The organism is Pedobacter antarcticus (genome assembly GCF_900103515.1).
GTDB classification, from domain to species: domain Bacteria; phylum Bacteroidota; class Bacteroidia; order Sphingobacteriales; family Sphingobacteriaceae; genus Pedobacter; species Pedobacter antarcticus.
This window is the reverse complement of record NZ_FNGZ01000010.1, coordinates 68,670-94,011: the sequence shown is the minus strand read 5'-3', so window position 1 is coordinate 94,011 and position 25,342 is coordinate 68,670. Positions and strand designations below refer to the sequence as shown.

At 40.5% G+C, this 25,342-nt stretch carries 23 protein-coding genes and 1 tRNA gene; 13 read left to right on the top strand and 11 right to left on the bottom strand.

Annotated elements, in window-relative coordinates; translation table 11 throughout:
- Positions 1-68 precede the first annotated feature (68 nt).
- Together BLR53_RS16670 and BLR53_RS16665 are read right to left on the bottom strand one after the other, a co-directional pair.
- Positions 69-4,250, bottom strand: coding sequence for a hybrid sensor histidine kinase/response regulator transcription factor (locus tag BLR53_RS16670; RefSeq protein WP_083332112.1), 4,182 nt, complete (start codon positions 4,248-4,250; stop codon positions 69-71).
- Between the two features lie 149 nt (positions 4,251-4,399).
- Positions 4,400-5,467 carry an SDR family oxidoreductase gene (locus tag BLR53_RS16665; protein ID WP_037437673.1) on the bottom strand — a complete coding sequence of 356 codons (1,068 nt, stop codon included), beginning with the start codon at positions 5,465-5,467 and terminating at the stop codon, positions 4,400-4,402.
- Between the two features lie 132 nt (positions 5,468-5,599).
- Between BLR53_RS16665 and BLR53_RS16660 the strand changes: the two genes are divergently transcribed.
- Both BLR53_RS16660 and BLR53_RS16655 read left to right on the top strand, forming a co-directional pair.
- Positions 5,600-6,217, top strand: coding sequence for a Crp/Fnr family transcriptional regulator (locus BLR53_RS16660; RefSeq protein WP_234797584.1), 618 nt, complete (start codon positions 5,600-5,602; stop codon positions 6,215-6,217).
- A gap of 61 nt (positions 6,218-6,278) precedes the next feature.
- A complete protein-coding gene (locus BLR53_RS16655) occupies positions 6,279-6,641 on the top strand; it encodes a VOC family protein (protein WP_037437672.1) in 363 nt (120 codons plus the stop codon).
- Between the two features lie 75 nt (positions 6,642-6,716).
- Here BLR53_RS16655 and BLR53_RS16650 read toward each other — a convergent pair whose 3' ends face one another.
- Positions 6,717-7,700, bottom strand: a complete 984-nt coding sequence (locus BLR53_RS16650; protein WP_074591334.1) for a quinone oxidoreductase family protein — start codon at positions 7,698-7,700, stop codon at positions 6,717-6,719.
- Positions 7,701-7,795: 95 nt separating this feature from the next.
- Here BLR53_RS16650 and BLR53_RS16645 point away from each other — a divergent pair, with 95 nt between their 5' ends.
- On the top strand, positions 7,796-8,131 hold the full coding sequence (locus BLR53_RS16645; protein ID WP_074591333.1) for a winged helix-turn-helix transcriptional regulator: 336 nt from the start codon (positions 7,796-7,798) through the stop codon (positions 8,129-8,131).
- Positions 8,132-8,373: 242 nt separating this feature from the next.
- Here the strand turns inward: BLR53_RS16645 and BLR53_RS16640 are convergent.
- Together BLR53_RS16640 and BLR53_RS16635 are read right to left on the bottom strand one after the other, a co-directional pair.
- Positions 8,374-8,447 (bottom strand) — tRNA-Ala (locus BLR53_RS16640).
- 84 nt (positions 8,448-8,531) lie between these two features.
- A complete protein-coding gene (locus BLR53_RS16635) occupies positions 8,532-8,870 on the bottom strand; it encodes a cupin domain-containing protein (RefSeq protein ID WP_074591332.1) in 339 nt (112 codons plus the stop codon).
- Between the two features lie 83 nt (positions 8,871-8,953).
- Between BLR53_RS16635 and BLR53_RS16630 the strand changes: the two genes are divergently transcribed.
- Positions 8,954-9,259 carry an antibiotic biosynthesis monooxygenase family protein gene (locus tag BLR53_RS16630; RefSeq protein ID WP_074591331.1) on the top strand — a complete coding sequence of 102 codons (306 nt, stop codon included), beginning with the start codon at positions 8,954-8,956 and terminating at the stop codon, positions 9,257-9,259.
- Here BLR53_RS16630 and BLR53_RS16625 read toward each other — a convergent pair.
- Positions 9,252-10,910, bottom strand: a complete 1,659-nt coding sequence (locus BLR53_RS16625) for a M1 family metallopeptidase (protein ID WP_074591372.1) — start codon at positions 10,908-10,910, stop codon at positions 9,252-9,254. The genes BLR53_RS16630 and BLR53_RS16625 overlap by 8 nt on opposite strands.
- A gap of 211 nt (positions 10,911-11,121) precedes the next feature.
- Here BLR53_RS16625 and BLR53_RS16620 point away from each other — a divergent pair, with 211 nt between their 5' ends.
- Positions 11,122-12,738, top strand: coding sequence for a sensor histidine kinase (locus BLR53_RS16620; protein WP_074591328.1), 1,617 nt, complete (start codon positions 11,122-11,124; stop codon positions 12,736-12,738).
- A 91-nt stretch (positions 12,739-12,829) separates the two neighbouring features.
- Entirely contained in the window at positions 12,830-13,189 is a 360-nt protein-coding gene (locus tag BLR53_RS16615; protein WP_037437657.1) for a response regulator transcription factor, read from the top strand.
- 4 nt (positions 13,190-13,193) lie between these two features.
- Here BLR53_RS16615 and BLR53_RS16610 read toward each other — a convergent pair whose 3' ends face one another.
- The gene (locus BLR53_RS16610; RefSeq protein WP_074591326.1) at positions 13,194-14,039 is read right to left on the bottom strand and encodes a helix-turn-helix domain-containing protein; all 846 of its coding nucleotides are present in this window, start codon (positions 14,037-14,039) and stop codon (positions 13,194-13,196) included.
- A 208-nt stretch (positions 14,040-14,247) separates the two neighbouring features.
- Here BLR53_RS16610 and hxlB point away from each other — a divergent pair, with 208 nt between their 5' ends.
- From hxlB to BLR53_RS16595, 3 genes are all read left to right on the top strand, one after another.
- Complete coding sequence (gene hxlB, locus BLR53_RS16605; RefSeq protein WP_244889559.1) at positions 14,248-14,868, top strand: 6-phospho-3-hexuloisomerase; 621 nt, start codon at positions 14,248-14,250, stop codon at positions 14,866-14,868.
- A 22-nt stretch (positions 14,869-14,890) separates the two neighbouring features.
- Positions 14,891-15,523 (top strand): 3-hexulose-6-phosphate synthase, encoded by a 633-nt coding sequence (hxlA, locus tag BLR53_RS16600; RefSeq protein ID WP_037437655.1) that lies wholly within the window; start codon positions 14,891-14,893, stop codon positions 15,521-15,523.
- Between the two features lie 124 nt (positions 15,524-15,647).
- Complete coding sequence (locus BLR53_RS16595; RefSeq protein WP_074591323.1) at positions 15,648-16,025, top strand: response regulator transcription factor; 378 nt, start codon at positions 15,648-15,650, stop codon at positions 16,023-16,025.
- 34 nt (positions 16,026-16,059) lie between these two features.
- Here BLR53_RS16595 and lpxB read toward each other — a convergent pair whose 3' ends face one another.
- Both lpxB and surE read right to left on the bottom strand, forming a co-directional pair.
- Positions 16,060-17,190: a lipid-A-disaccharide synthase gene (gene lpxB, locus BLR53_RS16590; protein ID WP_074591320.1), complete on the bottom strand. Its 1,131-nt coding sequence runs from the start codon at positions 17,188-17,190 to the stop codon at positions 16,060-16,062.
- Between the two features lie 41 nt (positions 17,191-17,231).
- Positions 17,232-18,011, bottom strand: a complete 780-nt coding sequence (surE, locus tag BLR53_RS16585) for a 5'/3'-nucleotidase SurE (protein WP_037437651.1) — start codon at positions 18,009-18,011, stop codon at positions 17,232-17,234.
- Between the two features lie 202 nt (positions 18,012-18,213).
- Between surE and BLR53_RS16580 the strand changes: the two genes are divergently transcribed.
- Positions 18,214-21,147, top strand: coding sequence for a M16 family metallopeptidase (locus tag BLR53_RS16580; protein ID WP_074591317.1), 2,934 nt, complete (start codon positions 18,214-18,216; stop codon positions 21,145-21,147).
- A 414-nt stretch (positions 21,148-21,561) separates the two neighbouring features.
- On the opposite strand, the gene BLR53_RS16575 is transcribed toward BLR53_RS16580, so the two are convergent.
- Complete coding sequence (locus BLR53_RS16575) at positions 21,562-21,747, bottom strand: CsbD family protein (protein ID WP_037437646.1); 186 nt, start codon at positions 21,745-21,747, stop codon at positions 21,562-21,564.
- 227 nt (positions 21,748-21,974) lie between these two features.
- Between BLR53_RS16575 and BLR53_RS16570 the strand changes: the two genes are divergently transcribed.
- On the top strand, positions 21,975-22,616 hold the full coding sequence (locus BLR53_RS16570; protein WP_074591314.1) for a hypothetical protein: 642 nt from the start codon (positions 21,975-21,977) through the stop codon (positions 22,614-22,616).
- Between the two features lie 50 nt (positions 22,617-22,666).
- Here the strand turns inward: BLR53_RS16570 and acs are convergent, their stop codons facing one another.
- Positions 22,667-24,562, bottom strand: a complete 1,896-nt coding sequence (gene acs, locus BLR53_RS16565; RefSeq protein ID WP_074591312.1) for an acetate--CoA ligase — start codon at positions 24,560-24,562, stop codon at positions 22,667-22,669.
- 315 nt (positions 24,563-24,877) lie between these two features.
- Here acs and rpmB point away from each other — a divergent pair, with 315 nt between their 5' ends.
- Together rpmB and rpmG are read left to right on the top strand one after the other, a co-directional pair.
- On the top strand, positions 24,878-25,111 hold the full coding sequence (gene rpmB / locus BLR53_RS16560) for a 50S ribosomal protein L28 (protein WP_037437638.1): 234 nt from the start codon (positions 24,878-24,880) through the stop codon (positions 25,109-25,111).
- A 39-nt stretch (positions 25,112-25,150) separates the two neighbouring features.
- Complete coding sequence (gene rpmG / locus BLR53_RS16555) at positions 25,151-25,333, top strand: 50S ribosomal protein L33 (protein ID WP_008242799.1); 183 nt, start codon at positions 25,151-25,153, stop codon at positions 25,331-25,333.
- Positions 25,334-25,342: the final 9 nt, after the last annotated feature.

The window sequence follows — 25,342 nt, the reverse complement described above, 5'->3', positions numbered from 1 at the left end:
ATATATTTACAGCCACGCCGTGAGGGGTAAACTCTCAAATAAGCGGGGGGATTTGAACAAAAACAGCTTTATTTCTCTTCTTTTCCCTTTAACAGAGATTTATGAACAGCATATTTGCTCCCGAATACTTTCCTGTATTTTTTAATATAGTCAGAAGGATTCATGGCAAACAGCTTATAGAATTGTTCCCTAAAATAACGTGCATCCCTGATCCCTACCAGAAGAGTTGTTTCCTGTACAGTAAGATCTGTATGAATAAATATTTCTGCTGCTTTACGTAAACGGATAAAGCGAATAAAGCTATTTGATGATTGTCCGGAAATAGATTTAATTTTAGTGTAGAGATTTGAACGGCTCATCCCGATTTCATCTGCGAGTGTACTGATGCCAAAATTAGGGTCGGTGATATGCCGTTCTACGATATCGATACAGCGGTCCAAAAACTCTTTATAATCTGCAGAAATTTTCAGGTTTGCAGATTTCAGTGTTATTTTATTATAGAAGTATGTCTGCAGGTTATTTCTGCTTTTCAGCAGACTATCCACAGTTACGATAAGAAATTTTTTATCAAACGGTTTGCTTACATACGCATCGGCGCCTCCTTCGATACCTTTAAGACGGGTTTCAGGAGAAGAACTTGCTGTCAACAAAATGAATGGAATGTGATTAAGTGCCGGGTCTGCTTTAACCAAACTGCAAAGTGCTAAACCATCCATATTTTGCATGAGTACATCACTGATAATTATATCCGGTAAATATTTGACTATCATTAAAAGGCCATCTTCACCATTTATAGCTTCCAGAATTTCATATTTCGGTTTAAAAATACTGCTGATATAGCGCCTGATGTCATCATTATCGTCAATAATCAAAAGTGTTGGTTTTTCGGACAGGATTCCCTGTTGCAGGTCCAGCGCATTTTCATCCTGCCTGAATTCCTGGCTTTCTGTTGTATTGAGTTCGGTAAAATCCTGCTCAAAAGTATTTAACTCGTCCAGAATCACGGAACTTTGCGGTTGATGGTCCAGAATCAGATGTTGCTTAAAGTGCTGCTTCCCCTTCAACAGCTCAATCTTGAATATTGTACCTTCATTGACTTTACTGGTAAAACTAACCTGACCATGATGATTGTCAACGAAATTTTTGACCAGGAACAGCCCTATTCCAAAACCGCCTTTAAAGTTTTTCTGATGTTGCTGAGATTTATAAAAACGTTCGAACACCTTATTCCCGATCTTAGGATCTATCCCGGTTCCGGTATCCGCAACTGTTATGCTTACATTAGTTTGCGATTCCAGGATAGAAAGCTTCACAATTCCTCCATCGGCAGTATGACGTAAAGCATTGGAAATCAAATTAAATAAAGCAATTTCTATTTTTTCACGATCTGCATACAGTTCGGTATAGTCACTTTCTTTTTCAAAAGTATAAGTGATATTTTTTTTCGTTGCCTGGTAAGAAAAGCAGAGAAAAACCTCTTCACACAGCTCAATAAGGTTAATCCTGGAGATATTAAGCTGATCGGACTGAGTCTCTGCCTTATTAAACAAAAGCAACTGGTCAATAAGGCTTAATAACCTTTTTGCATTCCGGTAAACAATATTCAGATTTCCTAAGTCTGAACTCGTCTGCTGATCCTGGATCATTTCCTTTACCGGATTAATAATCAGGGTAAGGGGACTTCGGAATTCATGGGAAATATTTGTAAAAAAAGATAATTTACTCTGATGCAGTTCCCGTTCTTGCTGTGCTTCCAGGTTAGCAATGCGGATCCTGTATTTGAGCTTGGCCTGTTTAGATTTATAATGGACAAATCCATAAATCAAAGCGGCAACTAAAACAGCATAAAGTGTGTAGGCCCACCAGCTCTTATACCAGGGAGGTAAAATGTGAATAGTAATCGCAGCGAAATTTTCCTGCCAGATATTATCCTGATTGGTCGCTATAACTTTAAAAGTATAGGTGCCAGGTTGCAGATACCTGTAGGTCGCAGACCGTTGCCGCTTCACATAATTCCAGTCATTATCTAAACCTTCGAGTTTGTATGCAAACTGTGCATCATGTGGATAAGCATAGTTTAACGCTGCATACTGTATAGAAAACACCGATTGATTAGCTTCTAATGTCAATTCTTCTCCCGCATTAACATGGACCAGATTACCTTTATCTTTTTCTGCCCGGCCATACAATTGCAGACCAATAATACTGATCTGTGGTTTAAAGGTACTCGGCATTATAGTTTTGGGGTAAAACAAATTCCACCCTTCTGTACCACCAAAACACATAAAACCACTACTGCCGTCTACCATCGCCGACCCGGCGTTAAACTGGCCACCCTGAAGTCCATCGCTTCCACTGAAGTTATAAACTTGTTTGGTATTCAGATCAATACTTGATAAACCATCATTAGTACTTATCCAGACTTTGCCCGGGCTCTCCTGCAGGATGGCATACACTGTATTATCGGCCAGCCCGTTCTTTTCACTGAATTTCAGTAATGATTTCTGGCGGGTATCATAAACTAACAACCCATTTCCCTCCGACCCGATCCATAATCTTTTTTGCCCATCCAGGTGTAAAGCATAGAGAATGTTACCAGATAAATTGACACGGGATTTTCCATCCTGGAGAAATGGATAAATCTTATTTTCTCTAACTACTAGATAGTTAAGCCCCCCGCCATAAGTCCCTATCCAAAGATTTCCTTTTTCATCGTTTTCTAAAGAACGGACATCATTAGAACTAATGCGGCTATTAACCATATTATAATTTATAAACTTTCCAGTCTGACCATCTAATTTACTCAAGCCACCACCATTAGTTCCTATCCAGATATTTCCATGATCATCTTCGTGTATAACCCGCACATCATTACCAGCAATAGAACCAGATTTACGGGGATCATATTTATAACTAACAAAACCATCTTTAGCAGGGTCATAGCGCAACAATCCGTTGGCATATGTGCCGAACCAGAGGTTATTTTTACTATCCTTGAAAGCACTCAGTATTGCATTATCTGTAAGACTGTTCGGCCGGCCATCAGCCAGGTAATGCCGTAGTACTTTACCATCTTTTCGGGATTTATAAATTCCATCACCGTCAGTTCCTAGCCAAAGATTCCCCTCCGCATCCATACACATCCCATAATACCGCAGATAGCTTTCCCCACTTTTATTGATCAATTTTCTTTTAAACTGCTTAAACTTCGCGGGCGTCTTGCTAACCATATAAACACCGTCTCCATAAGTACCCAGCCAGAGATTTTCGTCACGGTCCAAAAACAAATCCGGAACTGAGCGTGGGGTAATGCCAAATCCATTTTCATCTTTGACCTGATCGAAAATTAACTCTTTAGGCGCCACTTCACCTAACTTATTCAGATCCAAATGATAAAGTCCACCTTCCTGTAAACCAATATATAATTGGTGATCACTGTCTTCTGCCAGTGATAGAAAAACGTTGCTGATGAACTGATGACTACCTGCAGAAAAGACATGAAAATTATTGGTTTTACGCTCATATAACCATAAACCCCGCGATGTCGCAATCCACATATTCTGAAGATGATCCCGGTAAATCGCATTCACCCTGCTTGAGGGCATCGGATTATGAGCGCTAAAAAGCTGTTCCGGAACTTTATCCCGATTGAGCCTAAATGCACAAAGGCCGGCATCTCTTGTCCCCACCCAGAGTATACCAAATGGATCTTCTTCGATGCTCAATATGGAATTACTAGGCAATCCTTTCAGAGATTTCATTGTGTAATTTTTGAAATGCCCTGTTTTTTTGTCAAGATATGAAAAACCATTTCCACTGGTCGCTACCCACAAATTACCCAAAGTATTCTGACTGATTCCCGCCACATCTGCTTTGCTGCGTTGTGGTAAAATAGGATGATTTTTAAATTTCTCCGTACTTACATCAAAGCTGTAGAGTCCTTTTCTCGAAGAAATCCAGAAGCTACCGTTCTCGTCCCTGGTGAGTTTCTGGATATAATTATCCGGTATTCCCGCAGAATCATCGGGATCTGATTTGAAAGTGCGGAAATTAATGCCATCAAAACGATTCAAGCCATTTCCAGTAGCAAACCAGATGAACCCATTTTTATCCTGATTGATACTATTAATAATATTAAAGGAGAGCCCCTCCTTTTGCGTATAATGCATAGTTTTTCCGGATGGCACTTGTCCATAAACAGAAAAACTTAATAAAAATAACAGAATGGAGAGCACCCTCATCAAAATCATTTTAGTATTTAAACCCCGTCACATATATACCAATATTATTTATAATATGTCATATTGACGGTATAAAAACAAGTGAATGGATTCCACAAAAAATCCCTCTTTAAGAAATTTTAAAGAGGGATTGATAAGAAATCAGGTGTATTATTGATTTAAGGAATTAAGTTTTCGCGCTTCAATTTTTCGAAAAGATTATAAAATGCTTCTTCTGTATCCTGAAAAACAGTAAAGCCCATTTTTCTGCTCTTTGACATGTCTGTCATCACTTCAATCGGCCTGCCCAGATCAAGATCAGTATGCCATGCTGTTGCCAGACGACTCAGCGAATTTTCTTTCAATTTGTATTTTTCCGCAATCTGTTTCCAGATTTCTCCATCATTAGCCATGGTGAGCTCTAAAGGATGGATTTGCCCATCAAAACCAACAGGAGCCACATCAAAATACCCGGCCAGTCGTTTCCATAACCTGCTCCAACGAAATACGTCTCCATTGACAATATTGAACGCCTCATTTCGGGCGACATCAGTTGTAGATGCCCAAATCAGATGCTCTGCTAATACACCTGCATCAGTTACATCAGATATGCCGTTCCATTGCGCAGAAGAACCCGGCCATATAAATTTCCGTCCCGTCTCTTTGCAAATACTTGCATAAACGGCCAGGGTTGTGCCCATATTCATCGCATTTCCAACTGCCATACCGATAACAGTGTGCGGTCTATGAATACTCCAGGTAAAACCATCCCGTTCTGCGGCGGCATATACTTCGTCTTCCTGTGCATAGTAAAAATTCTCCAAATCCAATCTTGGGTGTTCTTCACGCAGTGGCGTTTCAGGTAGAAATCCCTCTTTCGCATAAGCCTCGAATGGACCTAGATAATGTTTCAACCCGGTAACTAGAGCCACGTGTTCAACCGATTTGCCTTCTGACAATACACTCAGGAGATTTCGAACCATTAGCCCGTTAACCCGAATATTTTCTGCCTCGGTTTCGTTGCGCATCCAGGTCGTAATGTAAACATGCGTTGGTCTGACCTCAGCTAATGCCTTTCTTAAACTATCAAGATCCATAAGGTCGGCGGCAACAGGCTTAAGTTCTTTATTTTCTATATTCGGTCTACGCGCAAGTCCATAAGTTTCCCAGCCTCTTGAAATTAATTTCTCTGCAAGGTTACTTCCTGCTATCCCACTTGAACCAACTACTAAAGCTATTTTGTCCATATCAATATATTTTTTGAATTCATAAAAATCTTATGCAATATTAAAGAGTTGAAAGCGGTTCACCCTTGACCTGTGTCAAATAAGAAACTTGATCCAGATCAAGCGAAGTTCCTTTGCACCTACAGGTAGTCCATGAAAGAATTATCTTTACTTCCAGAACAAGAAGATATGATCGATATACTTTTCAAACATATTCAGGATAAGGTGTCACTTACCGAGATGGACAAGGAATTGATAAAGCCCTTTTTTATTGAAAAAAAATTAAGGAGAAAACAGTACTTGCTTCAGGAAGGTGATGTTTGCAAGTACTTGTCATTCGTGGCCTCCGGATTGATACGCACTTATAACGTAGATGAGAAGGGAGATGAGCATATGAGCGTTTTTGGCTGGGAGGGCTGGTGGATTTCCGATTTCAACAGCTTTCTTTCAGGTGAGGCGTCAGTATTTAATATTGATGCTATTGAAGAAGCTGAACTGCTACTCATCTCATTATCGAATTATGAGGCACTCACATTAGCTGTACCGGTTATGGACCGGTATTTCCGTATCCTCTACCAAAATAGCCTGGTTACAAAGGAAAAGCGGTTAATGAGCTCCATAACCCATAATGCTGAAGAAAAGTATGTGCAGCTTATAAATTCCAACCCCCAGATTATTGAGCGTATCCCCCAAAACCTCATTGCCTCTTACCTGGGTATTGCTCCAGAAACACTAAGCCGGATAAAGAAAAAACTGGTACTTAGAAAGTAATAGGAAATTTAAAGCTCAGTATACGAATCTATTCACTACTAACTATTTAAAATTATTTTATATGAAACAAAACGCAGTTTCCGTCCGGCCATTTATTGGTGCTAAAGATTTTGAACAGTCCCGGAATTTTTATCAGGATATTGGATTTAATGAAACAGTTCTAAGTCCGGTATTATCCCTATTCAAATGGGGGGAATTGGGTTTCTATTTGCAGGATGCTTACGTAAAGGATTGGATTGATAATACCATGGTGTTCTTTCAGGTTGAAAATGTAACGCATACCTGGGATGAATTGATTTCTTTGGAACTGGAAAAAAAATATCCGGATGTTAAGCTGACACCTATCCGTGTAGAAAATTGGGGGCGGGAATGTTTTCTGCATGATCCATCGGGGATACTCTGGCATTTTGGCGAATTTTATTGATTTAAAGGGAAGGATTTTAAACAAAAAGCCTTCCAACATTCGCTGAAAGGCTTCTTAAATAATTGGGAATCAGACCTACATTGTCATCACTAACTTTTTCCCGTTCGTCTGATTTTTTTCCATCAGGTGGTGAGCTTCTGACACAGTCTCTACGCTGATTGGTCCGATGATCCGAATTTCCGGAACAGTTATTTGCTTGTTGCTGATAAGCTCAGCAATAGCGTTTAAAACGCTATTATCTTGTATTTCAGCATATGCGGCAATGTTCATAACGGTTGCTGCTTTATCAAACAAAATCTCACGAGTATTTTGAGTACCATGAAGCGTAACATCCAGATAGTTTCCGTTTATGGCAAGTATTCTGGCAGTAATCTCGGAGATAGTGCTGCCTACCAGATCGACCGCATGGTCGTAAAATCTTCCTCCATTTGCTGATAAGAGCACCTTCTCCAGGTCTGGGGTATGATAATCAATAATTCTTTCATCTGGTAAGCCGAGGCTTTTCAAGACAGCAATACTTTCAGGATTTCCGGCAACCGCAACTACATGAGCATCAGGATGATTACGCATTAATAGTACTAAAAGGAAGCGTCCTACTCCTCCTGCAGCACCATTTATAAAAACGCTCTCCCCAGATTTCCAGCCCATCCTGTTCACACATAACCATGCGGTCATACTGGCAATGGGAAGGGATGCCGCTTCTTCCAGACTGATGTTGGCCGGTTTATGGATAAGCTCAGAACTAGAAATAGCTATATACTCAGCATAGGCTCCATTACTTCCCTTCTCGATGCTACATCCAAAAACCTCATTGCCTTCTTTGAAGTCATTAACTGCTACTCCCGTTTTTTCGACTATTCCAGAAAATTCAATACCCAGGATATTTCCTATCATCAGCTCGCGTTCTCTTTCCCCTCGACGCATTTGATGATCTATCGGATTGAAGGCAGCAGCTTTTATACGTACTAAAACTTCACTATCGCCAAACACAGGAATGTTAATTTCTTCTTGTCCGAAGTTTTCTGTTCCTCCAAACCCATTCAATACTATTGTTTTCATTTTTCTTATCTTTAGGAAAACAAACGTAGCTTAAAATAGCCCGGTTTGGCCCCTACCTACTTTAAAGTGAGTTACTCATAAAAATAGAAGTACCAATGAAAAAATCTAATTCATCCAACGCACTTAACAAAGAGTTTCTCCACAGGTCCTGCAGCGTAAATGAAGCTATTGATTTGATTTCTGGCAGATGGAAAGCATTGATTATTATATATATACATGAAGGTCAAAATCGGTTTAGTCTGCTCAAGAACATACTCAGCCCTATTTCTGACCAAATATTGGGCCGGCAGCTTAAGGACCTGGAACAGAATGGACTGATCTCTAAAACTATTGTTCCTGAAGTGCCCGTTAGAGTAGACTATGAACTTACCGCTAAGGGCAAGTCCTTATTGTCCATTTTTGATTCCCTTGAAGAGTGGATTGCGTCTTAGGGCAGCGTTACAAACGTAAAAGAAGAAAGCTCAAATACATTAAAACATTCGAAATAAATGGATGACTAAACTTCTTTATAGGACTCCATCCATCATTATTTAATCCTATAATTTGCCTGCAGACGCAATGTAATTAGATTCTTCGACAGAATGAATTTCATTTACGCACAGTATGAAAACCAGAAAAATTCCCCTCAAAACAAAAAAACCTTCCAGAACTAACTGAAAGGCTTTTTAAGGTGTGGAGAATAGCGGAGTCGAACCGCTGACCTCTTGCCTGCCAGGCAAGCGCTCTAGCCAGCTGAGCTAATCCCCCTCGTGGCTTGTGGATGGCAAAAATAGCAATTAGTTTGAGGAATGCAAATAAATATTAACAGACCTCAGGATCCTTCTAAGCGGATTATAGGTCCGTTCTGTCTCCATGGGATTTCGGCTCAGAAATAACCAGGAACTCTAATTCATTAACCCCATGATTAGCAATGGAATGTACTGTTCCTTTTGGAATATGCATACTTTCTCCTGAATTTACGGTGAGTAACTCATCTTTAATTTTAAAGGTTGCAGTTCCTGATAAAATAAAAAATAATTGCTGTGCTTGGGTATGAATATGGATCCGCTCTGCCGTACCAGGGGGCATCTTCTCCTGAATAACACTTAAGCTATCTGATTTTAACAGGTGCCAGCCATCACAATTTTCACCCCATTTATAGTGTTCCGAATTTTGAATTGATTTGATCATACTACTGAATAATTAATTATCTGCTAATTTCCCACCTATAACAACATTTCTCCTATCTTGCTTCCTAACCCAATTTACCCAAAATGATTTTAGAAGTAGCAATTCTTTATGTAAAGAACGGTCAGAAAGAACTATTTGAAGCTGATTTTAAAACTGCCGGTCAATATATTAGTTCAATCTCCGGCTATATCCGCCACAGTTTGCAGCGGTGCATCGAGCAGGATAATAAATACGTTTTACTCGTCGAGTGGGAGAATCTGGAAGACCATACCGTTGGGTTCAGGGAATCCGAAGCTTACAAATCCTGGAAAGCGCTGCTGCATCATTACTACGACCCCTTTCCTGTGGTCGAACATTTTGAAACTGTAATCGACGGCCGGTCTACCTAACTTCAACTTTCACAAGGAAATTAGCTGTATCAATTTCTACATTATCTTTGGTAGCGCCTGAGATACCCAGGGGTTTGAATTTTGAGGAAGGATAAATCCATTGATATTCCGCATCCTTGAGTTTCAGACGTATTGGCATGTTGAAATCTTTCACATCAGCTATCCAACGACAGTTCAGCTCACCTTTAACTGTAGAAAGCTCCAGTTTCGGGATATCTTTAAAGCGTAGGTACTGGTCAAAGATCGTATTTAGCTTTTCGCCGGACTGCAAAGAAATATAATTTACAATATCAGCATAGGTCACCGTTTGGTGCCGGAATTGTGCATTTAGTCCGCGTAAGATCTTGCGCCACTTCACATCATCATTGATAATTATTCTCACCATATTTAACAGTACAGACCCCTTGCCATACATTTCTCCCGATCCCATTTTGTTCATATGATATGGAGCTACGATTGCAGACTCATTTTTGATATGCGCTCTGTTCTGTGCAACATAATCCTGCCCTGCCTGCTTACCATACAGATATTCGATAAATAAAGATTCTGCATAGGTCCCGAAAGACTCGTGGATCCAGAGGTCGGCAAGGTCCTTGGCCGTGATATTGTTGCCAAACCACTCATGTGCGCTCTCATGCACAATGATAAAGTCCCAGACTTCTTTCCTGCCGACAGCATGCATCTCATTTGGTGGAAATCCTTTCAAGAATCCGCCATAACCAATAGCACCCTGATGTTCCATTGCCGGGTACGGCGCATCAACCAGTTTATAACCGTCCTTATAAAAAGGATAGCGACCAAACCAATATTCAAAAGCGGCCAGCATTTGTGGAACGCTCTTTTTAAACTGAGGAACAGCCTTTTCTTTATTTTCGGGGAGCACCCAGTAATCCAGATTTAAAAGGCCGCCTTCGCCTTTATAGGTATCACTGAAATGTGTGTAATCGCCGATATTGGCCGCCACATTATAATTATTAATTGGATTAGCTACGTACCAGTCGAAACGTGTATATCCGTTTTTTAAATCTGTTATTTGCTGAAGCCGGCCGTTCGAGACATTTTTTAGCCCGGTCGGAACGCTAATGCTAATCAGCATACTATCTACCTCATCGGATAAGTGATCTTTATTTGGCCACCAGATACTTGCGCCGGTACCCTCACATGCCGTCGCCACAAATGGTTTACCCGCAGCATCAGTAGAAAATACTACACCCCCATCGCGCGGAGCACGTTTTGTTACAGTAGGATGCCCCGAGTAAAAAACAGTAAACTCATCGCTGCTACCTTTCTTAATATTTTCCGGGAATGATACAAATACCGCATTGGCTTCCCGTTTAAAAGGAAGTTTGCCCGATCTGTAAACGACGCTGTCAACATGCAGATTTTCAAAAAGATCAAATTGTAAACGGTTGAAATCCGATACTGCAGCAAACTTAAAACGGTTACTTCCGCTTATAAAACGGTCTGCAAGATCAAACTTCACATCAAGGTGATAGAATTTAACATCGTAACAAGTACGCAAAGGTGTTAATGTTCCCCGAAGCGTATCCGCTCTGGTAAACCTGGTGGTTTCTGTTACGTCTTGCGCGCTGGACACAAGAGAACAAACACAGCAAAATGTAACTAAAGGAAGCAGGAAATATAATTTCATGAAGGAATTTAAGTTCATATAATTTAGCTGTAATATATGATTAATGCAGACCTGAAAATTATACAAGTTGCAACGTGAATAAAAAATTCCTATTAATCCTCATTCTTCCCAAACTATTCTAACCTGTTCTGGGTTACAACATATATCTGTAAACATTAGCCTATATTATTAATGATTTTTTGATAAACCAGCTGTAATTCAACACCGTGAAATGGAAGAAAAAAAATACGTGACGAAAGAAAAGATGAATTATACGCCGGAAGTTAAATGCGGTGCATATATCCGAACGAATAACTGGAGTGAACACCCGCTCGGCCATTTCAACAAATGGCCGGAAAGTTTGACAACGACAATAAGTTTGTTGCTAAACAACACCCTCCCGACCCTGTTATTATGGGGAGCTGAGCGATACATCTTTTATAACGAAGCTTTCAGACCCAGCCTTGGTTTCGCCGGTAATCATCCAATCGCCATCGGTCAGCCTGCAGATTCTTTCTGGCTTGCCACCTGGCCTTCTTCACAGCTGCTTTTACCAGACGCACAAACAGGTATTGCGGCAGCAAACATACAGGATCACCCGCTGCCCTTATATAGAAATAACCATTTTGAGGATGCCTTCTGGACGTTTAATTCTTCTGTACTAACTGATCTGCTGGGAAATCAGCGGGGCGTATTCATTACTTGTTTTGAGACTACGGAAAAGGTGCTTGCCTTGCAGAAACTTCAGGGTGATCAGAATACGATCTCACAAACCAGAACCTCCGATATTCTGAATACAGAAGAAAGACTGCGATTGGCAACTGAAGCGACTGGCATCGGCAGCTGGGATATCGATCTGATCAGCAAAGCCATTATCTACACGCCAACACTAATGGAGATCTGCGGTTTTCCGCGCAATGCAATAATCGACCTTTCGGAACTTATAGCCATGATTCATCCCGATGACCAGAAAGCATTAGAAGAAGCTTATGATCATGCGTTAATTTCTGGAAATTTCCATGCAGAAGTAAGAATCTGCAGGGAAGACCAGTCCGAACACTGGATTAATACCAACGGACGTTTACTACGGGATGAGAATGACAAACCTGTACGTATCCTTGGCACCTGCATTGATATTACAGACCGCAAAATGGAACAGCTTCAAAAGAATGATTTTATTGCGCTGGCCAGTCATGAGTTAAAAACGCCGCTTACTTCTGTTAAAGCTTATATTCAACTGCTGAAATCCGGTAGAAGCGGCAATGATATGAACACAGTGAAAGATCTGGCGTCCAGAGCAGAGCATCAGGTAAATAAGATGACCAGGTTGATTTACAGTTTCATGGATATTTCCAGAATTGAATCCGGCCATCTCGATCTCAATATGAATCCTTTTATGATCGACGATCTGATTCGCGAACTAACCGCAGATTTTCAATTACATACTTCAAGTCATCATATTACTTTTAACGCCGGCATTTCTGCGCCAATTTTCGGCGACAAAGTGAGAATGGGGCAGGTTGTCGAAAATTTAATCAGTAATGCTATTAAATATTCACCGCTCACCAAAAATATTGAAGTTTCTTCCTGGATCAGTGGTGATGAAGCCATCGTCGCAGTAAAAGATAATGGTATAGGTATTGATCCAAAAAATCAGAAAAGCATCTTTGAAAGATTCTACCGGGCAGCAGATGAAAAAGCGATTAATGCTTCTGGATTTGGCATTGGTCTATACATCTGCGCCGGCATTATGAAAAGTCACAATGGTGGCATCTGGGTTAATAGCGAGAAAGGTAAAGGCTCTACTTTTTATATCAGCCTTCCCGTATATCAGGAAAACAAGGACTAAATCTTTGTTAATCAAATTTCCTACCTGTATTTAACAAAAGCCTAACACAAAATACACTTTCAGGTGTTTAGGGTAAAGAAACAACTAATCCATGCAAAAACTCATACAGATCATAGAGGACGACGAAGATATTAGAGACGTGATAGAATTTATCCTCCAGGAATCGGAATATGAAGTTAATGTAGCTTCAAATGCAAAGGAGTTTAAGATTAACCTGTTTAATTCCCTCCCTGATCTTATTGTAATGGATGTCAGATTACCAGATGGCAACGGCTTGCAATTATGCAGACAGCTTAAACAAAGTATCGAAACCCGCCATATTCCTGTAATTATCATTTCGGCCCATGCCACTGCTGAAGAAGCAAGTAAACAGGCATTTGCAGATGATTTTATCGGCAAACCATTTGATCTGGAAGAATTGATCAAACGGATCGAATATCATCTTGCGTAACCGTCTAAACTTGTTCTGGAGCGGGTAATGACTGCTTTTTAAAGTCTTCCGGAGAAAAGCCTGTTTGTTTTTTAAAAAAACGGCTAAAATAAGGGCGGTCACTAAACCCCAGCAGATAAGCGATTTCCTTTAGACTATGTTCACTATGGATAATCTTTCTTTTTGCTTCCAGAATAATACGGTCATGAATTAACTGCATGGCAGTTTTGTCAAGCTTCTCTTTTAAAATCTGATTGAGCCTTTTCGTGCTAATTCCAATCCGATCTGCATAAAACTCAGCATTTCTTTCCTGCTCATAATTCTCTTCAAGCAAGAGCATAAATTGATAAACCCTTTTCTGATTCAGGTTTTGAGCAGTGAAAACATGTTCTTTTACCCTGATCAGTTTAAGTAGAAATACGCGTAGTAAGGCTTTGATAATCTGGTCGGCAGCAGGTTTACTTTCGTACTCCGCAGCCAGTAAATCATACACAGGCCGTAATTCAGCTACATTATCCGGCGCGAGCGGAAGAAAAGAAAATTCTCCCTGTATATTGAAAATCTTAAAAAGATCCAGGTAAAACTCCTTATCCTCATCATCGATAAAATCACGTTTAAAGGAAAGCAAGATTCCATTTTTACCTGCTTTTTTTAGCTGATGAACACGATATGGCGGTATCAGATAAATCCAATCACCGAGCTCGGCTGGTTCTCCTTCTAAAACAGTATGCAGCGGATACTCCTGCTGCAGCCATACAATTTCAAAAAAATCCTTTCTCCAGGGATCATTCAGATATGCCGGCGGGCAATTCTCCAGATTCCTGATATAGATCAGTGATTTTTCTAATCCTAAGCCATTAATTTTCTCCATAGATTCTTAGATCAAAGATAAAGATACCAAACTGCAGCAGTAGGACAATCAGGAAATATGCGTGTACTAATAGCTAATTGATCTTTTTTTATGTCATTTCCATGATTTTAATTCATAATTATTTCCAATTAGTCCAACACAATGGGCATATAGTCTAACACCTTCATCTGCTGTCCACCCTATCTTTGACGCAGTTGAATTACAATATATGGACACAAAAGCAAATCAGGACGATTCTATTCAGCCGGCAGAAATGCCTTTTTTAAAACAGACAGAACAGTTGAAAAAAAATCTGAATATGATTCTTTCAGAGCAATTACAGCTGGCTGCTAAATTAGATTATGGACAGATTGCCAAGCTAATCCCCGAACTGATGACAGCTGAACGGATCTTTGTGGCTGGAGCGGGTCGTTCCGGATTATCAATGAAAGCAGCAGCAATGCGGCTCATGCATTTTGGTTTCCAGGTATATGTCGCGGGAGAAACAACTACACCTGCTATCCGTAAAGGAGACCTCTTACTGGCAGCTTCAGGATCCGGTACAACAACAAGTATCGTAAATGCAGCGCAGAAAGCAGTTAATGCCGGAGCAAAAGTAGTTGCCCTGAGTGTAACAGCAGACTCACCTCTTGCTGCATTGGCAGAACTGGTTTGTATCCTGCCAGCCGCCCAAAAACAGGATCACGGCAAAACAATGTCACAGCAATATGCCGGCAGCCTTTATGAACAGGGACTGTTATTACTCACCGATGCCATATTTCAGACCCTCTGGGCAATGGAATACAGTCCTGCAGAAACGCTCTGGACCAGGCACGCAAATCTTGAATAAATAAAAAATAAATATATCTATCATGGCAAAATTACAAGTAGCAATTGATTTATTAACCACTCAGGATGCATTAGCTTTAGCAGCTAAAATCGCTCCTTATATTGACATTATTGAATTAGGTACTCCCCTTATTAAAAATGAAGGAATTGCCGTAGTAACAGCAATGAAGCAGGCACATCCTGATAAATTGGTTTTTGCAGATTTAAAAACAATGGATGCCGGCGAACTGGAAGCAGATATCGCATTTAAAGCTGGTGCAGACTTAGTTACCGTCTTAGGCGCAGCAGGAAACGCAACCATTGCGGGAGCCATCAAAGCTGGAAAAGCACATGGTAAAGGTGTAGTAGTAGATACTATCGGCGTTGCAGACCGCGTACAACGTGCTAAAGAGGTTATTGAGCTTGGTGCAGAATTCGTAGAATTACATGCAGGTCTTGACGAGCAGTGGACTCCAGGATATTCTATCCAGGTTTTAATTGATGAAGCTTCAAGAGCAGGTGTACCAGTATCGGTAGCTGGCGGTGTGAACATCACAAATGTTGCCGATGTAATTAGAGCTGGCGCTATCGTAGCGGTTGCAGGCGCAGCAATTTATGGCGCTGAAGACCCGGCTGCTGCTGCAAAAGCACTTCGTGAAGCGATTGATGCAGCCTAAAAATTGCAGCACATCATATATTTTGAGAAGAAGAATAAGCGAAGGGCGATAAATTAATGCCTTACCTTAAACTGGAACAGTTTTTGATTGTTTTCTGATTCAAAAATCTGCTAATTTCTTGATTATGGTAAAAAGGATACATGTTCTCGAGGACGACAGTGATATCAGGTATATCATTGAATACTTATTAAAGGATGAAGGATATGAATTAACACAATCCTCCTCTTTAAGCGAGTTGAAAAGCAAAATCAGAGACGGCATACCCGATTTATTTATCATAGATGTAATGCTGCCTGACGGAAACGGTATCGAAATTTGCGATGACCTCAAAAATGACATTTTCACCAAACATATTCCGGTGATCGTCATGTCTGCAAATCCCAGAAGCAAGCAGATGAGCACTCAGGCATGTGCAGATGATTATATCAGCAAACCATTTGATCTGGACGATGTACTCATTAGAATCAACAGAATATTAGATAAAAAAAACACGAAGGTTTAACCTTCGTGTTTTTTTTTGACTGCTGGAATTTAAATTAATTTCCCTGCTGCTTGGGGACTGCATTTTTAAGATAATCCAGAATTAAATCTGCAGTACGGGCAGAAGCTCCCGCCTCACCCATCTTTTCAGCAAGTTCAGCATACTCTTCTTCCATCTTTATCCTGACAGGCCCTTCAATCAGCCCCCTTAATTCAGACTCTATATTTTTAGAATTACAATCTTCCTGAATCAGCTCGGTGACTACTTTACGATCCATAATCAAATTAACCAGGGATATAAACCGGATCTTCACCAGCATTCTAGCTATGGCAATTGAAATCCTGCCACCTTTGTATAAAACAACCTGTGGCACACGAAATAAAGCAGTTTCTAAAGTCGCGGTGCCGGAGGCAACCAATGCCGTATGGGCATGATGAAGCAAATCATAAGTTTTGCCAAAGACCAGCGATACATTTTTGCCCGCGGTAAATTGTGCATAATAGTCTACCTGAAAACCTGGCGCCGCCGCTATAGCGAACTGCTGATCAGGAAAACGGTCAGTAATACTCAACATAGCTGGCAGCAGACGTTCAATCTCCTGCTTCCTGCTTCCGGGCAATAAGGCGACCAGTTGCTGATTGCCAAAACCATAAGCTGCCGCAAATCCAGGATCAGGGATATAAGCCTCCTTCTCGTCCAATAGTGGATTACCAACATAATGTACGTCCATCCCCCAGCTTTTATAAAATTCCACCTCAAAAGGCAAAATGCAATATAGCTGGTCGACGACTTTTTTAATCTTAAGCACTCTTTTTTGATTCCATGCCCAGACCTTTGGTGATATATAATAACAGACTTTTATGCCCTGCGCTTTTGCAAATTCAGCAATTTTAAGATTAAAGCCAGGGAAATCTATCAGGATCAGTACATCAGGACGGGTTTTAAGGATGTCTTCTTTGCATGTTTTCATGTTCCTTAAGATGGTCCGGAGATTTAATACCACTTCAGTAAAGCCCATAAAAGCCATGTCTGCATAATGCTTCACCAGCATTCCACCTTCTGCCTTCATTTTGTCCCCGCCGAAATAACGGAAGTCCGCTTCAGGATCCAGCGCTTTGACTGCTTTCATCAGGTTTGCACCATGCAGGTCTCCCGAAGCTTCTCCAGCCACAAGATAATATTTCATCGGCTCATTATTTTTAAGGTCATCATCTTATCAAACAGATTTTAAGCATTAAAATCCCAGGAATTTAACAAAGGGATAGCGTGGTGGGCAGTCAGGTCGAACTGAACCGGCACAACGGATACATAACCGTGTTCCAATGCCCAGACATCTGTATCTTCTCCTTTATCATTATTCTGAAAAACACCGGTAAGCCAGTAGTAAGGGCGGCCATGTGGATCTTTGCGTTCATCGAATTCTTCGGCCCATTTTGCATTGGCCTGACGGCAAATTTTAATTCCTTTCAGATCTGCGCCGTTCGGAAAATTCACATTGAGTAAAGTTGCCTGCGGCAAACCATGTTCCAGCACCTCTGCACTGATTTTGGTCACAAACTTCAGGCAATGACTGAAATCTGCTGATTCGGTAAAATCATCCAGCGAAAACCCGATTGAAGGAATCCCCTCAATTGCTCCCTCTACTGCAGCAGACATTGTTCCTGAATAGATTACATTGATTGAGTTGTTTAGTCCGTGGTTAATTCCGGAAACACACAGATCTGGTTTTTTACCTTTAAAAATTTTATTTACTGCTAGTTTAACGCAATCTACGGGTGTTCCCGAGCACTTGTACATTTCTACGCCTTCATAAAGATTCACGCGGTCAAATCTCAATGGCTTACCTATTGTAATGGCATGTCCCATGCCAGATTGCGGGCCGTCAGGAGCAACAACGACAACGTCTCCCAATTCCTTTACAGCATCGATCAGATTTTTAATTCCGGGTGCTGTAACTCCATCATCATTAACTACCAGAATCTGAGGTCTGTTTGACTGCTTTTTCATGTATATATTATTTTATGCGATAATTTTATGCTGAGCGCAGGGACTATAGATATTTAGCCAATCCCTGATCGTAAAAGTACAAGAATATCATCTCATTCTGTGAAAATTTCGTTTTACAAAAGTATATTTGATGCATAGAATGCTGTCAATAGCATTAAAAAAGACGCTCAATCAGAAAATCTCCTTACTATAAAAAATGCTCATGAAATCTAAATTCATCATGCTATCCTGCTTCCTCCTTACCGGGACGGGGCTGATGGCACAAACCGAGTTTCAGTGGAAAACTGCAACTTCAGGTGGTTACAGCTATAAATATGTAACTAATGACCCAACCAAAGCACGTTTCTACACGTTAAAAAATGGTCTGTCGGTTATTTTGTCCGAAAATGCTAAAGAACCAAATGTCGAATACCGCATGGCCGTACGTGCAGGGAGTAATACAGACCCACGCAATGCAACCGGACTTGCCCATTACCTGGAACATTTACTGTTTAAAGGAACAGATCGTTTCGGTACAATGAACTACGCGAAGGAGAAGCCACTGCTGGACAAAATTGAAGCTCTTTACGAAAAATACCACGCTACTACAGACCCGGCAAAACGTAAGGAGATCTATGCTGAAATTAACAAAACATCTGGAGAAGCATCAAATTATTCTATCGCTAACGAATACGATAAAATGATGAAATCTATCGGCGGACAGTCTACCAATGCGCATACCTGGTATGAAGAGACCGTGTACAATGAAGATTTCCCTAGTAATGCAACTGATAAGTTTCTGGCATTGCAGGCAGAGCGTTTCCGCAGTCCTGTCTTCCGTATTTTCCATACCGAACTGGAAGCTGTTTATGAAGAAAAAAACAGGGGCCTGGATAATGATGCCTGGAAGATCAGCGAGAAGCTGAACGACTTACTTTATCCAACCCACAATTACGGTCAGCAAACAACCATAGGTACTATTGAGCACCTGAAAAACCCATCTCTTGTTGAAATCAGAAAATACTACAACAAATATTATGTACCAAATAATATGGCCGTTGTAATGTCCGGCGATTTCAAGGCAGATGAAATGATTAAAAAGGTCGACATTGCTTTTAGTTATATGAAAGCGAAACCACTGGAACTTTATCAGCCTGCACCGGAGAAACCTTTAACTAAAGTACAGGTTGCAGACATCTATGGCCCAAGCGCAGAGGTTGTAAGGATCGGTTATCGTGGTTTTGCGGAAAACACAAAAGAAAGTATGCTGCTGGATTTAATTTCTAGCATCCTGTCCAATGGTAAAGCAGGTTTAATGGACATTAACCTGAATAAGGCACAAAAAGTATTAAATGCAGCAGCTGGCTATCAGCAAATGAAGGATTACGGTACATTCATTATGCTGGCTACTCCTAAACAGGGACAGTCACTGGATGAAGCGAAACAACTGGTGCTGGACCAGCTGGCTTTATTAAAAAAAGGCTCTTTTGATGAGAGCTTGATTAAAGCGACTGTAGCCAACAGCAAGCTTAGCTTACTGGAAAACTTTGATAATAATGGTTTCCGTGTAGAGGCGATTACCAACGAGTTTATCATGAACCGCGGTACCAAATGGAATCAATCCCTGAATTCTCCGGATGCCATGGCTAAAGTAAGTAAAAAGGAAATTGTAGATTTTGCAAATAAATTCTTTGGCAACGATTATGTAGTTATTCTGAAACATAAAGGCGAGGACAAAAACATTGCAAAAGTCGACAAACCGGTTATCACACCTGTGAAGACTAATACGAACGAAACCTCTCCCTTCACGCAGCAATTACTTGCCCGTACAACGAAACCTATCGAAGCTAAATTCCTGGATTACCAGAAAGATTTGAACTTTGGTAAAGTAGGCATAGCCGATGTGGTTACCGTTGAAAACAAAGAGAACAGTATTTTTAATTTGACTTACCGTTATGATTTGGGTTCATGGAATTCTAAGCTGGCTCCTTACGCGGCAAGGTACCTGACTTTTCTGGGTACAGATAAATACTCAGCTGAAGAGATCAGCAAGCAGTTCTATAATATTGCCTGCAGCTATTCATTTACGGTAAACAACGACGTAACTACGATTAGAATTTCCGGTCTGCAGGAAAACTTCGACCAGGCGGTAAAATTGGTTGAGCATGTTTTTGCAAATTGTAAGCCAGACGAGCAAGCACTAAAAGAAATGAAAAGCAGCGTCCTGAAATCAAGGGAAAATAATAAGCTGAATAAAGCTGCTATTTTATCTGGTCTAATGAGTTACGCACAATATGGTGCACAAAATCCGTTCAATTATGCGCTCACCAATGCAGAGGTTGAACAGATGACTTCGGCTGAATTACTGGAGATCCTGCATAATATAAATAACCTGAAACATAGTATCAATTACTACGGTCCACAGACGCTGCAGGCATTTACTGGTGACATTGCGAAAATCCATATTCTTCCAGCTTCTTTTATGGAAGCTCCGGCTGCACAGAAATTCAACTTTATGCAAACTGCAGATAATCAGGTCTATTTCGCTGATTATGACATGGTGCAGGCCGAAATTCGCTGGTTAAGAAATGACGGCGTATTCAATGCTGCTGATGCAGCGAAAATAAACCTGTTCAACAGTTATTTTGGTGGCGGTATGGGTTCAATTGTTTTCCAGACTATCCGTGAATCAAAAGCGCTGGCTTACTCTACCTACGCATTCTACTCTACTCCTGACAAAGCAGGGAAAGACAACTCTATGATTGCTTATGTGGGTACACAAGCCGATAAAATGAATGAGGCGGTGGCCGGTATGAACGAACTACTGAATGTATTGCCGGAATCTGAAAAGAATTTCGAGTCTTCTAAATCAAATTCATTGAATGCACTGGAAACATCACGTGTGACCAAATTTGATATTATTAACCATTATTATGCAGACAAAAGACTAGGTCTGGAACAAGATTCAAGGATCGCAGAATTTAATGGAATCAAACCTTTAAAATTCAGCGATATCAAATCTTTCCATGATAATAAAGTATCTAATAAGCCATTCAGCTATTGCATAGTAGCGTCCAATAAAAATGTTAAAACTGCTGACATGGAGAAATTCGGGAAACTGAACACCTTAAGCCTGGAGCAGATTTTCGGTTATTAACCGGCCCCATTAAGGGCATCTGATTTGGGTGCTGCCAACGAAATCCCGTTATCTTTTTATAAGATAACGGGATTTTTTTATATTGAATCCTTAAGGCTAAGACATATCTCCAACCCATCCTTGATCCATTTAATGATATTTGAAGATCTCTGATGAATAGCTTAGCGACGTCTGAATTTATTTTAACAAAATTTAAACTGCTGCAAGCCCATACTATTGATGCTTTGGTTTTATTCGGGCCATCTGTTGGTATTGTTCGCATGGAACCCGAAGATAAGGTGAGTCCAACCCGAACTTGACCCGAGGTCGACCCGATGGGAAACGTCATTATTCCTTGAGATACCGTATAACATCCCAATAAAAAAGGCTATACTCCTTTCGGAATATAGCCTGCTACGTTTAATTATATGGTAATTACAGTGACTTAATCCAGTCTACCAGCTCATCGCGGGTTTTTCCGGTCTTCTGCTGTAATCTTCCATACAGTTCATCATCTTTTCCTTCTTCGTATTTAAGATCGTCATCGGTTAAGTCGCCGTAAGCTTGTTTAACTTTACCTTTTAACTCGTTCCATTTTCCTTTTAATTCTAATTTGTCCATGGTATTTGTTTTTTGTTTCTAAATTGAACTGACAAAAGAACAACGCTAATTAAAAAAAGTTTGGAATGTTACCTTTCGGATTATTAATTCGTCTAAAATCTAAACGGACAGCTATAAATATAGCTACCGGATAAATTACCGCTAACGATAAATCAAATGAACATGCTGATGAAAAAAATTTACTACTGCTTTTATTGCTGCCCCTGATCTTGTCTGCTTCCTGCACGATGATGGTGAAGACAATTGCCAAATCTGCTGCGAAGGGCTATGATGACCATGTTGATCTCCAGATCAATCAGCTGAAATTAGTGGACACCCTTGGGAAAACGGCTTCCTTTGAACAGCTATATACTGGCAAAACAGTGTATCTCTATACCTGGAAATCCCCTATTCTACTCCCTCCCGATGACAAGGACCTCCTTTATAAAGGATTAAAAGACCGCTTTGCAAAATATGAGGATGTTGTTTTCATTAATCTGTATACTGGAAATAAGGATGAGGACTGGAAGCTTATCCACGGATTACAGCAAAAGAATGTAAAAGCTTTTCGTTTAGCGGAAGACCCGGCAAATGCAGCGTTCCGTGAGTTATACAGTATTTCTACGTCACCACAAATTGTGAGTAAAGACGGACATATCCTGGGCTTCAAGGGTCCCTTGCCATCTGATAAACTTGTCGTTGACTATGCCTTATATCAGGCGAGAAATGGTATGGATGCAACCTCTTCGACCAAGATTTTAATTAAAGGAGTTAATAAAGAAGAACGTCTGAGTACCGAAGAACTTAAGAGTTGGTATAGTACTCATTTCGGGAAAGACCCCAATGAAAAGATCAATGCCAGTATCTCTAATAAAGGTTCTGATAATTAAACAAAAGGGCCTTTTTGCAAATGCAAAAAGGCCCTTTTAATTTTAAGTGATTACTGGTTTTTCGCTTTCTCAATAATTTCATCAACTACTGCAGGATCCTGCAGCGTGCTGGTATCTCCCAGATTAGTATAATCGCCCTCTGCAATTTTCCGCAGGATCCTTCTCATAATTTTACCTGATCTGGTCTTAGGAAGGCCAGGTACGAAAAGAATTTTATCTGGTTTAGCGATCGCTCCAATAACCCGGGTTACGGTCTGCAGAATATCTTTTTTACTCAGTTCTGCTTCGGTATGCAGGTTCGGGTAAATGACAAATGCATAAATGCCCTGGCCTTTTACCTCGTGCGGGAAGCCTACAACTGCGCTTTCTACCACACCGGCATGCATATTAATGGCATTTTCTACTTCTGCGGTTCCAATGCGGTGTCCGGAAACATTAATTACATCGTCTACGCGGCCTGTAATTTTATAATAACCATCTTCATCGCGCATACAACCGTCTCCTGTAAAATACAGATCCGGATAAGTAGAAAAATAGGTCTGTTTACAACGCTCATGATCTCCGTAGGTTGTACGGAGCATTCCCGGCCATGGAAACTTAATACACAAATTACCGCTTACGCCATTTCCTTCGATAACAGCTCCGTTCTCATCGACGAGCACAGGTTGAACGCCGGGTAATGGTAAGGTTGCACAAGCGGGCTTTAATGGTGTCACAAAAGCTATTGGAGAGATCATCAGCCCACCTGTTTCGGTCTGCCACCAGGTATCTACAATCGGACAGTTACCGTGACCAACTTCTTGATCGAACCAATGCCAGGCCTCTTCATTAATCGGCTCACCTACTGATCCCAGCACACGCAGACTGCTGAGATCTGCACCTTCCACCGGTTCTTTACCAAAACTCATTAATGAGCGAATCGCGGTGGGCGCTGTATACAGTATATTAACTTTGTGTTTATCCACTACCTCCCAAAGACGGGATGGCGTCGGATAGGTTGGTACGCCTTCGAACATTAAAGTAGTTGCTCCTTGTGAAAGCGGACCATAAACTATATAGGAATGACCAGTAATCCAGCCAATATCTGCGGTACAGAAGAACACTTCGTCCGGCTGATAATTAAAAGCATTACTGAAGGTATAACCCGCATACACCATATATCCGCCAACGGTATGCACAACGCCTTTAGGCTTACCAGTTGAACCGGAGGTATACAAGATAAATAACATATCTTCTGCATCCATTTCTTCTGCCGGACAGTGTGTGTCCACCAGTTTTATTTCATCTTCGAACCACAGGTCCCTACCTTTCAGCATGGAAACCGGCGTACGTGTATGCGTTAAAACAATAACTTTTTCTACGGTTGGACAAGCAATCAGTGCATCATCAATTACTTCTTTCAACTGAATCTGTTTTGCACCCCGGAAAGATCCGTCAGCGGTAATAACCAGTTTGCAGGCAGAATCATTAATCCGGTCTGCTATGGATTTGGCAGAAAAACCACCGAAAATTACTGAATGAACAGCTCCAATTCGCGCACAGGCCAAAACGGCTACAGCGAGTTCAGGTACCATCGGCATGTAAATGCAGATCCGGTCTCCTTTTTTAACCCCATTTTTCTTTAGCACGTTCGCAAACCTGCAGACTTGTTCATGCAGAATACGGTAAGTCAGCGTTACACTTGGTTTTTCAGGATCATTCGATTCCCAGATTATAGCTGGTTTATCTCCGTTCTTCTCCAGATGTCTGTCCAGACAATTTTCTGTAATATTCAGTTTGGCACCTTCAAACCATTTAATTTTTGGCTCACTAAAATTCCAGGACAATACATTGTCCCATTTCTTTTTCCACAGGAAGTTGTCGGCTATGCCTGCCCAGAACTGTTCAGGCTGCTCTACGCTGAGCCTGTAGGTTTCTTCGTATTCGGCTATAGATTTAATTTGCATAATTTGGTTTGGGTGTAAATTGGCTGATTTAATATAAGTGTAAGGTAACAAATTCCACATTAATTTTCCACATTCGCCTGAATATTACCGCCCTGTGATGTCCTCAGGGCCCCTTTGTAAAATAGCCTGCTCTCACAACACTAAGACGTTCGCTTTATGACGTAATTTTTATAGCTTTGCAGTTCGAGAGAAAGATTGATCACTACTATTTTGAAAAATAATCACATGTAGTATTGATCGTTACAAATATTTTAGTGATATTTGCACACTCTTAAAAAATTAAGCGAAGAACAATTAACAATATATATTAAAGGCATGTCTAGAGTTTGTGATTTAACCGGAAAAAAGGCTATGAGTGGTTTTAATGTTTCTCACTCAAACGTTAAAACTAAACGTAAGTTTTATCCCAACTTACAACTTCAGAAATTTTATATTCCTGATGAAGACCGTTGGATAACACTGAAAGTTTCTACTTCAGCTATCAAAACCATCAATAAAATTGGTATTACTGAAGCGATCAATCGTTTCGTAAAAAAAGGATTTTTGTAAAAACATTGTTGATGTGAATCAACTAAATTATTAATAGAAATGGCAAAAAAAGGTAACAGAGTACAAGTTATTCTAGAATGTACAGAGCATAAAACTAGCGGCATGCCTGGTATGTCTAGATATATCTCTACAAAAAACCGTAAAAACACTACTGAGCGTTTAGAATTGAAAAAATTCAATCCAGTGTTGAAGAAAGTAACTGTACATAAAGAAATTAAGTAATACATACCA

Excerpts from the sequence above, each read along its gene's own strand:
- BLR53_RS16670 (WP_083332112.1), bottom strand. The coding sequence starts at position 4,250 with ATGATTTTGATGAGGGTGCTCTCCATTCTGTTATTTTTATTAAGTTTT.
- BLR53_RS16665 (WP_037437673.1), bottom strand. The coding sequence starts at position 5,467 with ATGGACAAAATAGCTTTAGTAGTTGGTTCAAGTGGGATAGCAGGAAGT.
- BLR53_RS16660 (WP_234797584.1), top strand. The coding sequence starts at position 5,600 with ATGAAAGAATTATCTTTACTTCCAGAACAAGAAGATATGATCGATATA.
- BLR53_RS16655 (WP_037437672.1), top strand. The coding sequence starts at position 6,279 with ATGAAACAAAACGCAGTTTCCGTCCGGCCATTTATTGGTGCTAAAGAT.
- BLR53_RS16650 (WP_074591334.1), bottom strand. The coding sequence starts at position 7,700 with ATGAAAACAATAGTATTGAATGGGTTTGGAGGAACAGAAAACTTCGGA.
- BLR53_RS16645 (WP_074591333.1), top strand. The coding sequence starts at position 7,796 with ATGAAAAAATCTAATTCATCCAACGCACTTAACAAAGAGTTTCTCCAC.
- BLR53_RS16635 (WP_074591332.1), bottom strand. The coding sequence starts at position 8,870 with ATGATCAAATCAATTCAAAATTCGGAACACTATAAATGGGGTGAAAAT.
- BLR53_RS16630 (WP_074591331.1), top strand. The coding sequence starts at position 8,954 with ATGATTTTAGAAGTAGCAATTCTTTATGTAAAGAACGGTCAGAAAGAA.
- BLR53_RS16625 (WP_074591372.1), bottom strand. The coding sequence starts at position 10,910 with ATGAAATTATATTTCCTGCTTCCTTTAGTTACATTTTGCTGTGTTTGT.
- BLR53_RS16620 (WP_074591328.1), top strand. The coding sequence starts at position 11,122 with ATGGAAGAAAAAAAATACGTGACGAAAGAAAAGATGAATTATACGCCG.
- BLR53_RS16615 (WP_037437657.1), top strand. The coding sequence starts at position 12,830 with ATGCAAAAACTCATACAGATCATAGAGGACGACGAAGATATTAGAGAC.
- BLR53_RS16610 (WP_074591326.1), bottom strand. The coding sequence starts at position 14,039 with ATGGAGAAAATTAATGGCTTAGGATTAGAAAAATCACTGATCTATATC.
- hxlB (WP_244889559.1), top strand. The coding sequence starts at position 14,248 with ATGGACACAAAAGCAAATCAGGACGATTCTATTCAGCCGGCAGAAATG.
- hxlA (WP_037437655.1), top strand. The coding sequence starts at position 14,891 with ATGGCAAAATTACAAGTAGCAATTGATTTATTAACCACTCAGGATGCA.
- BLR53_RS16595 (WP_074591323.1), top strand. The coding sequence starts at position 15,648 with ATGGTAAAAAGGATACATGTTCTCGAGGACGACAGTGATATCAGGTAT.
- lpxB (WP_074591320.1), bottom strand. The coding sequence starts at position 17,190 with ATGAAATATTATCTTGTGGCTGGAGAAGCTTCGGGAGACCTGCATGGT.
- surE (WP_037437651.1), bottom strand. The coding sequence starts at position 18,011 with ATGAAAAAGCAGTCAAACAGACCTCAGATTCTGGTAGTTAATGATGAT.
- BLR53_RS16580 (WP_074591317.1), top strand. The coding sequence starts at position 18,214 with ATGAAATCTAAATTCATCATGCTATCCTGCTTCCTCCTTACCGGGACG.
- BLR53_RS16575 (WP_037437646.1), bottom strand. The coding sequence starts at position 21,747 with ATGGACAAATTAGAATTAAAAGGAAAATGGAACGAGTTAAAAGGTAAA.
- BLR53_RS16570 (WP_074591314.1), top strand. The coding sequence starts at position 21,975 with ATGATGGTGAAGACAATTGCCAAATCTGCTGCGAAGGGCTATGATGAC.
- acs (WP_074591312.1), bottom strand. The coding sequence starts at position 24,562 with ATGCAAATTAAATCTATAGCCGAATACGAAGAAACCTACAGGCTCAGC.
- rpmB (WP_037437638.1), top strand. The coding sequence starts at position 24,878 with ATGTCTAGAGTTTGTGATTTAACCGGAAAAAAGGCTATGAGTGGTTTT.
- rpmG (WP_008242799.1), top strand. The coding sequence starts at position 25,151 with ATGGCAAAAAAAGGTAACAGAGTACAAGTTATTCTAGAATGTACAGAG.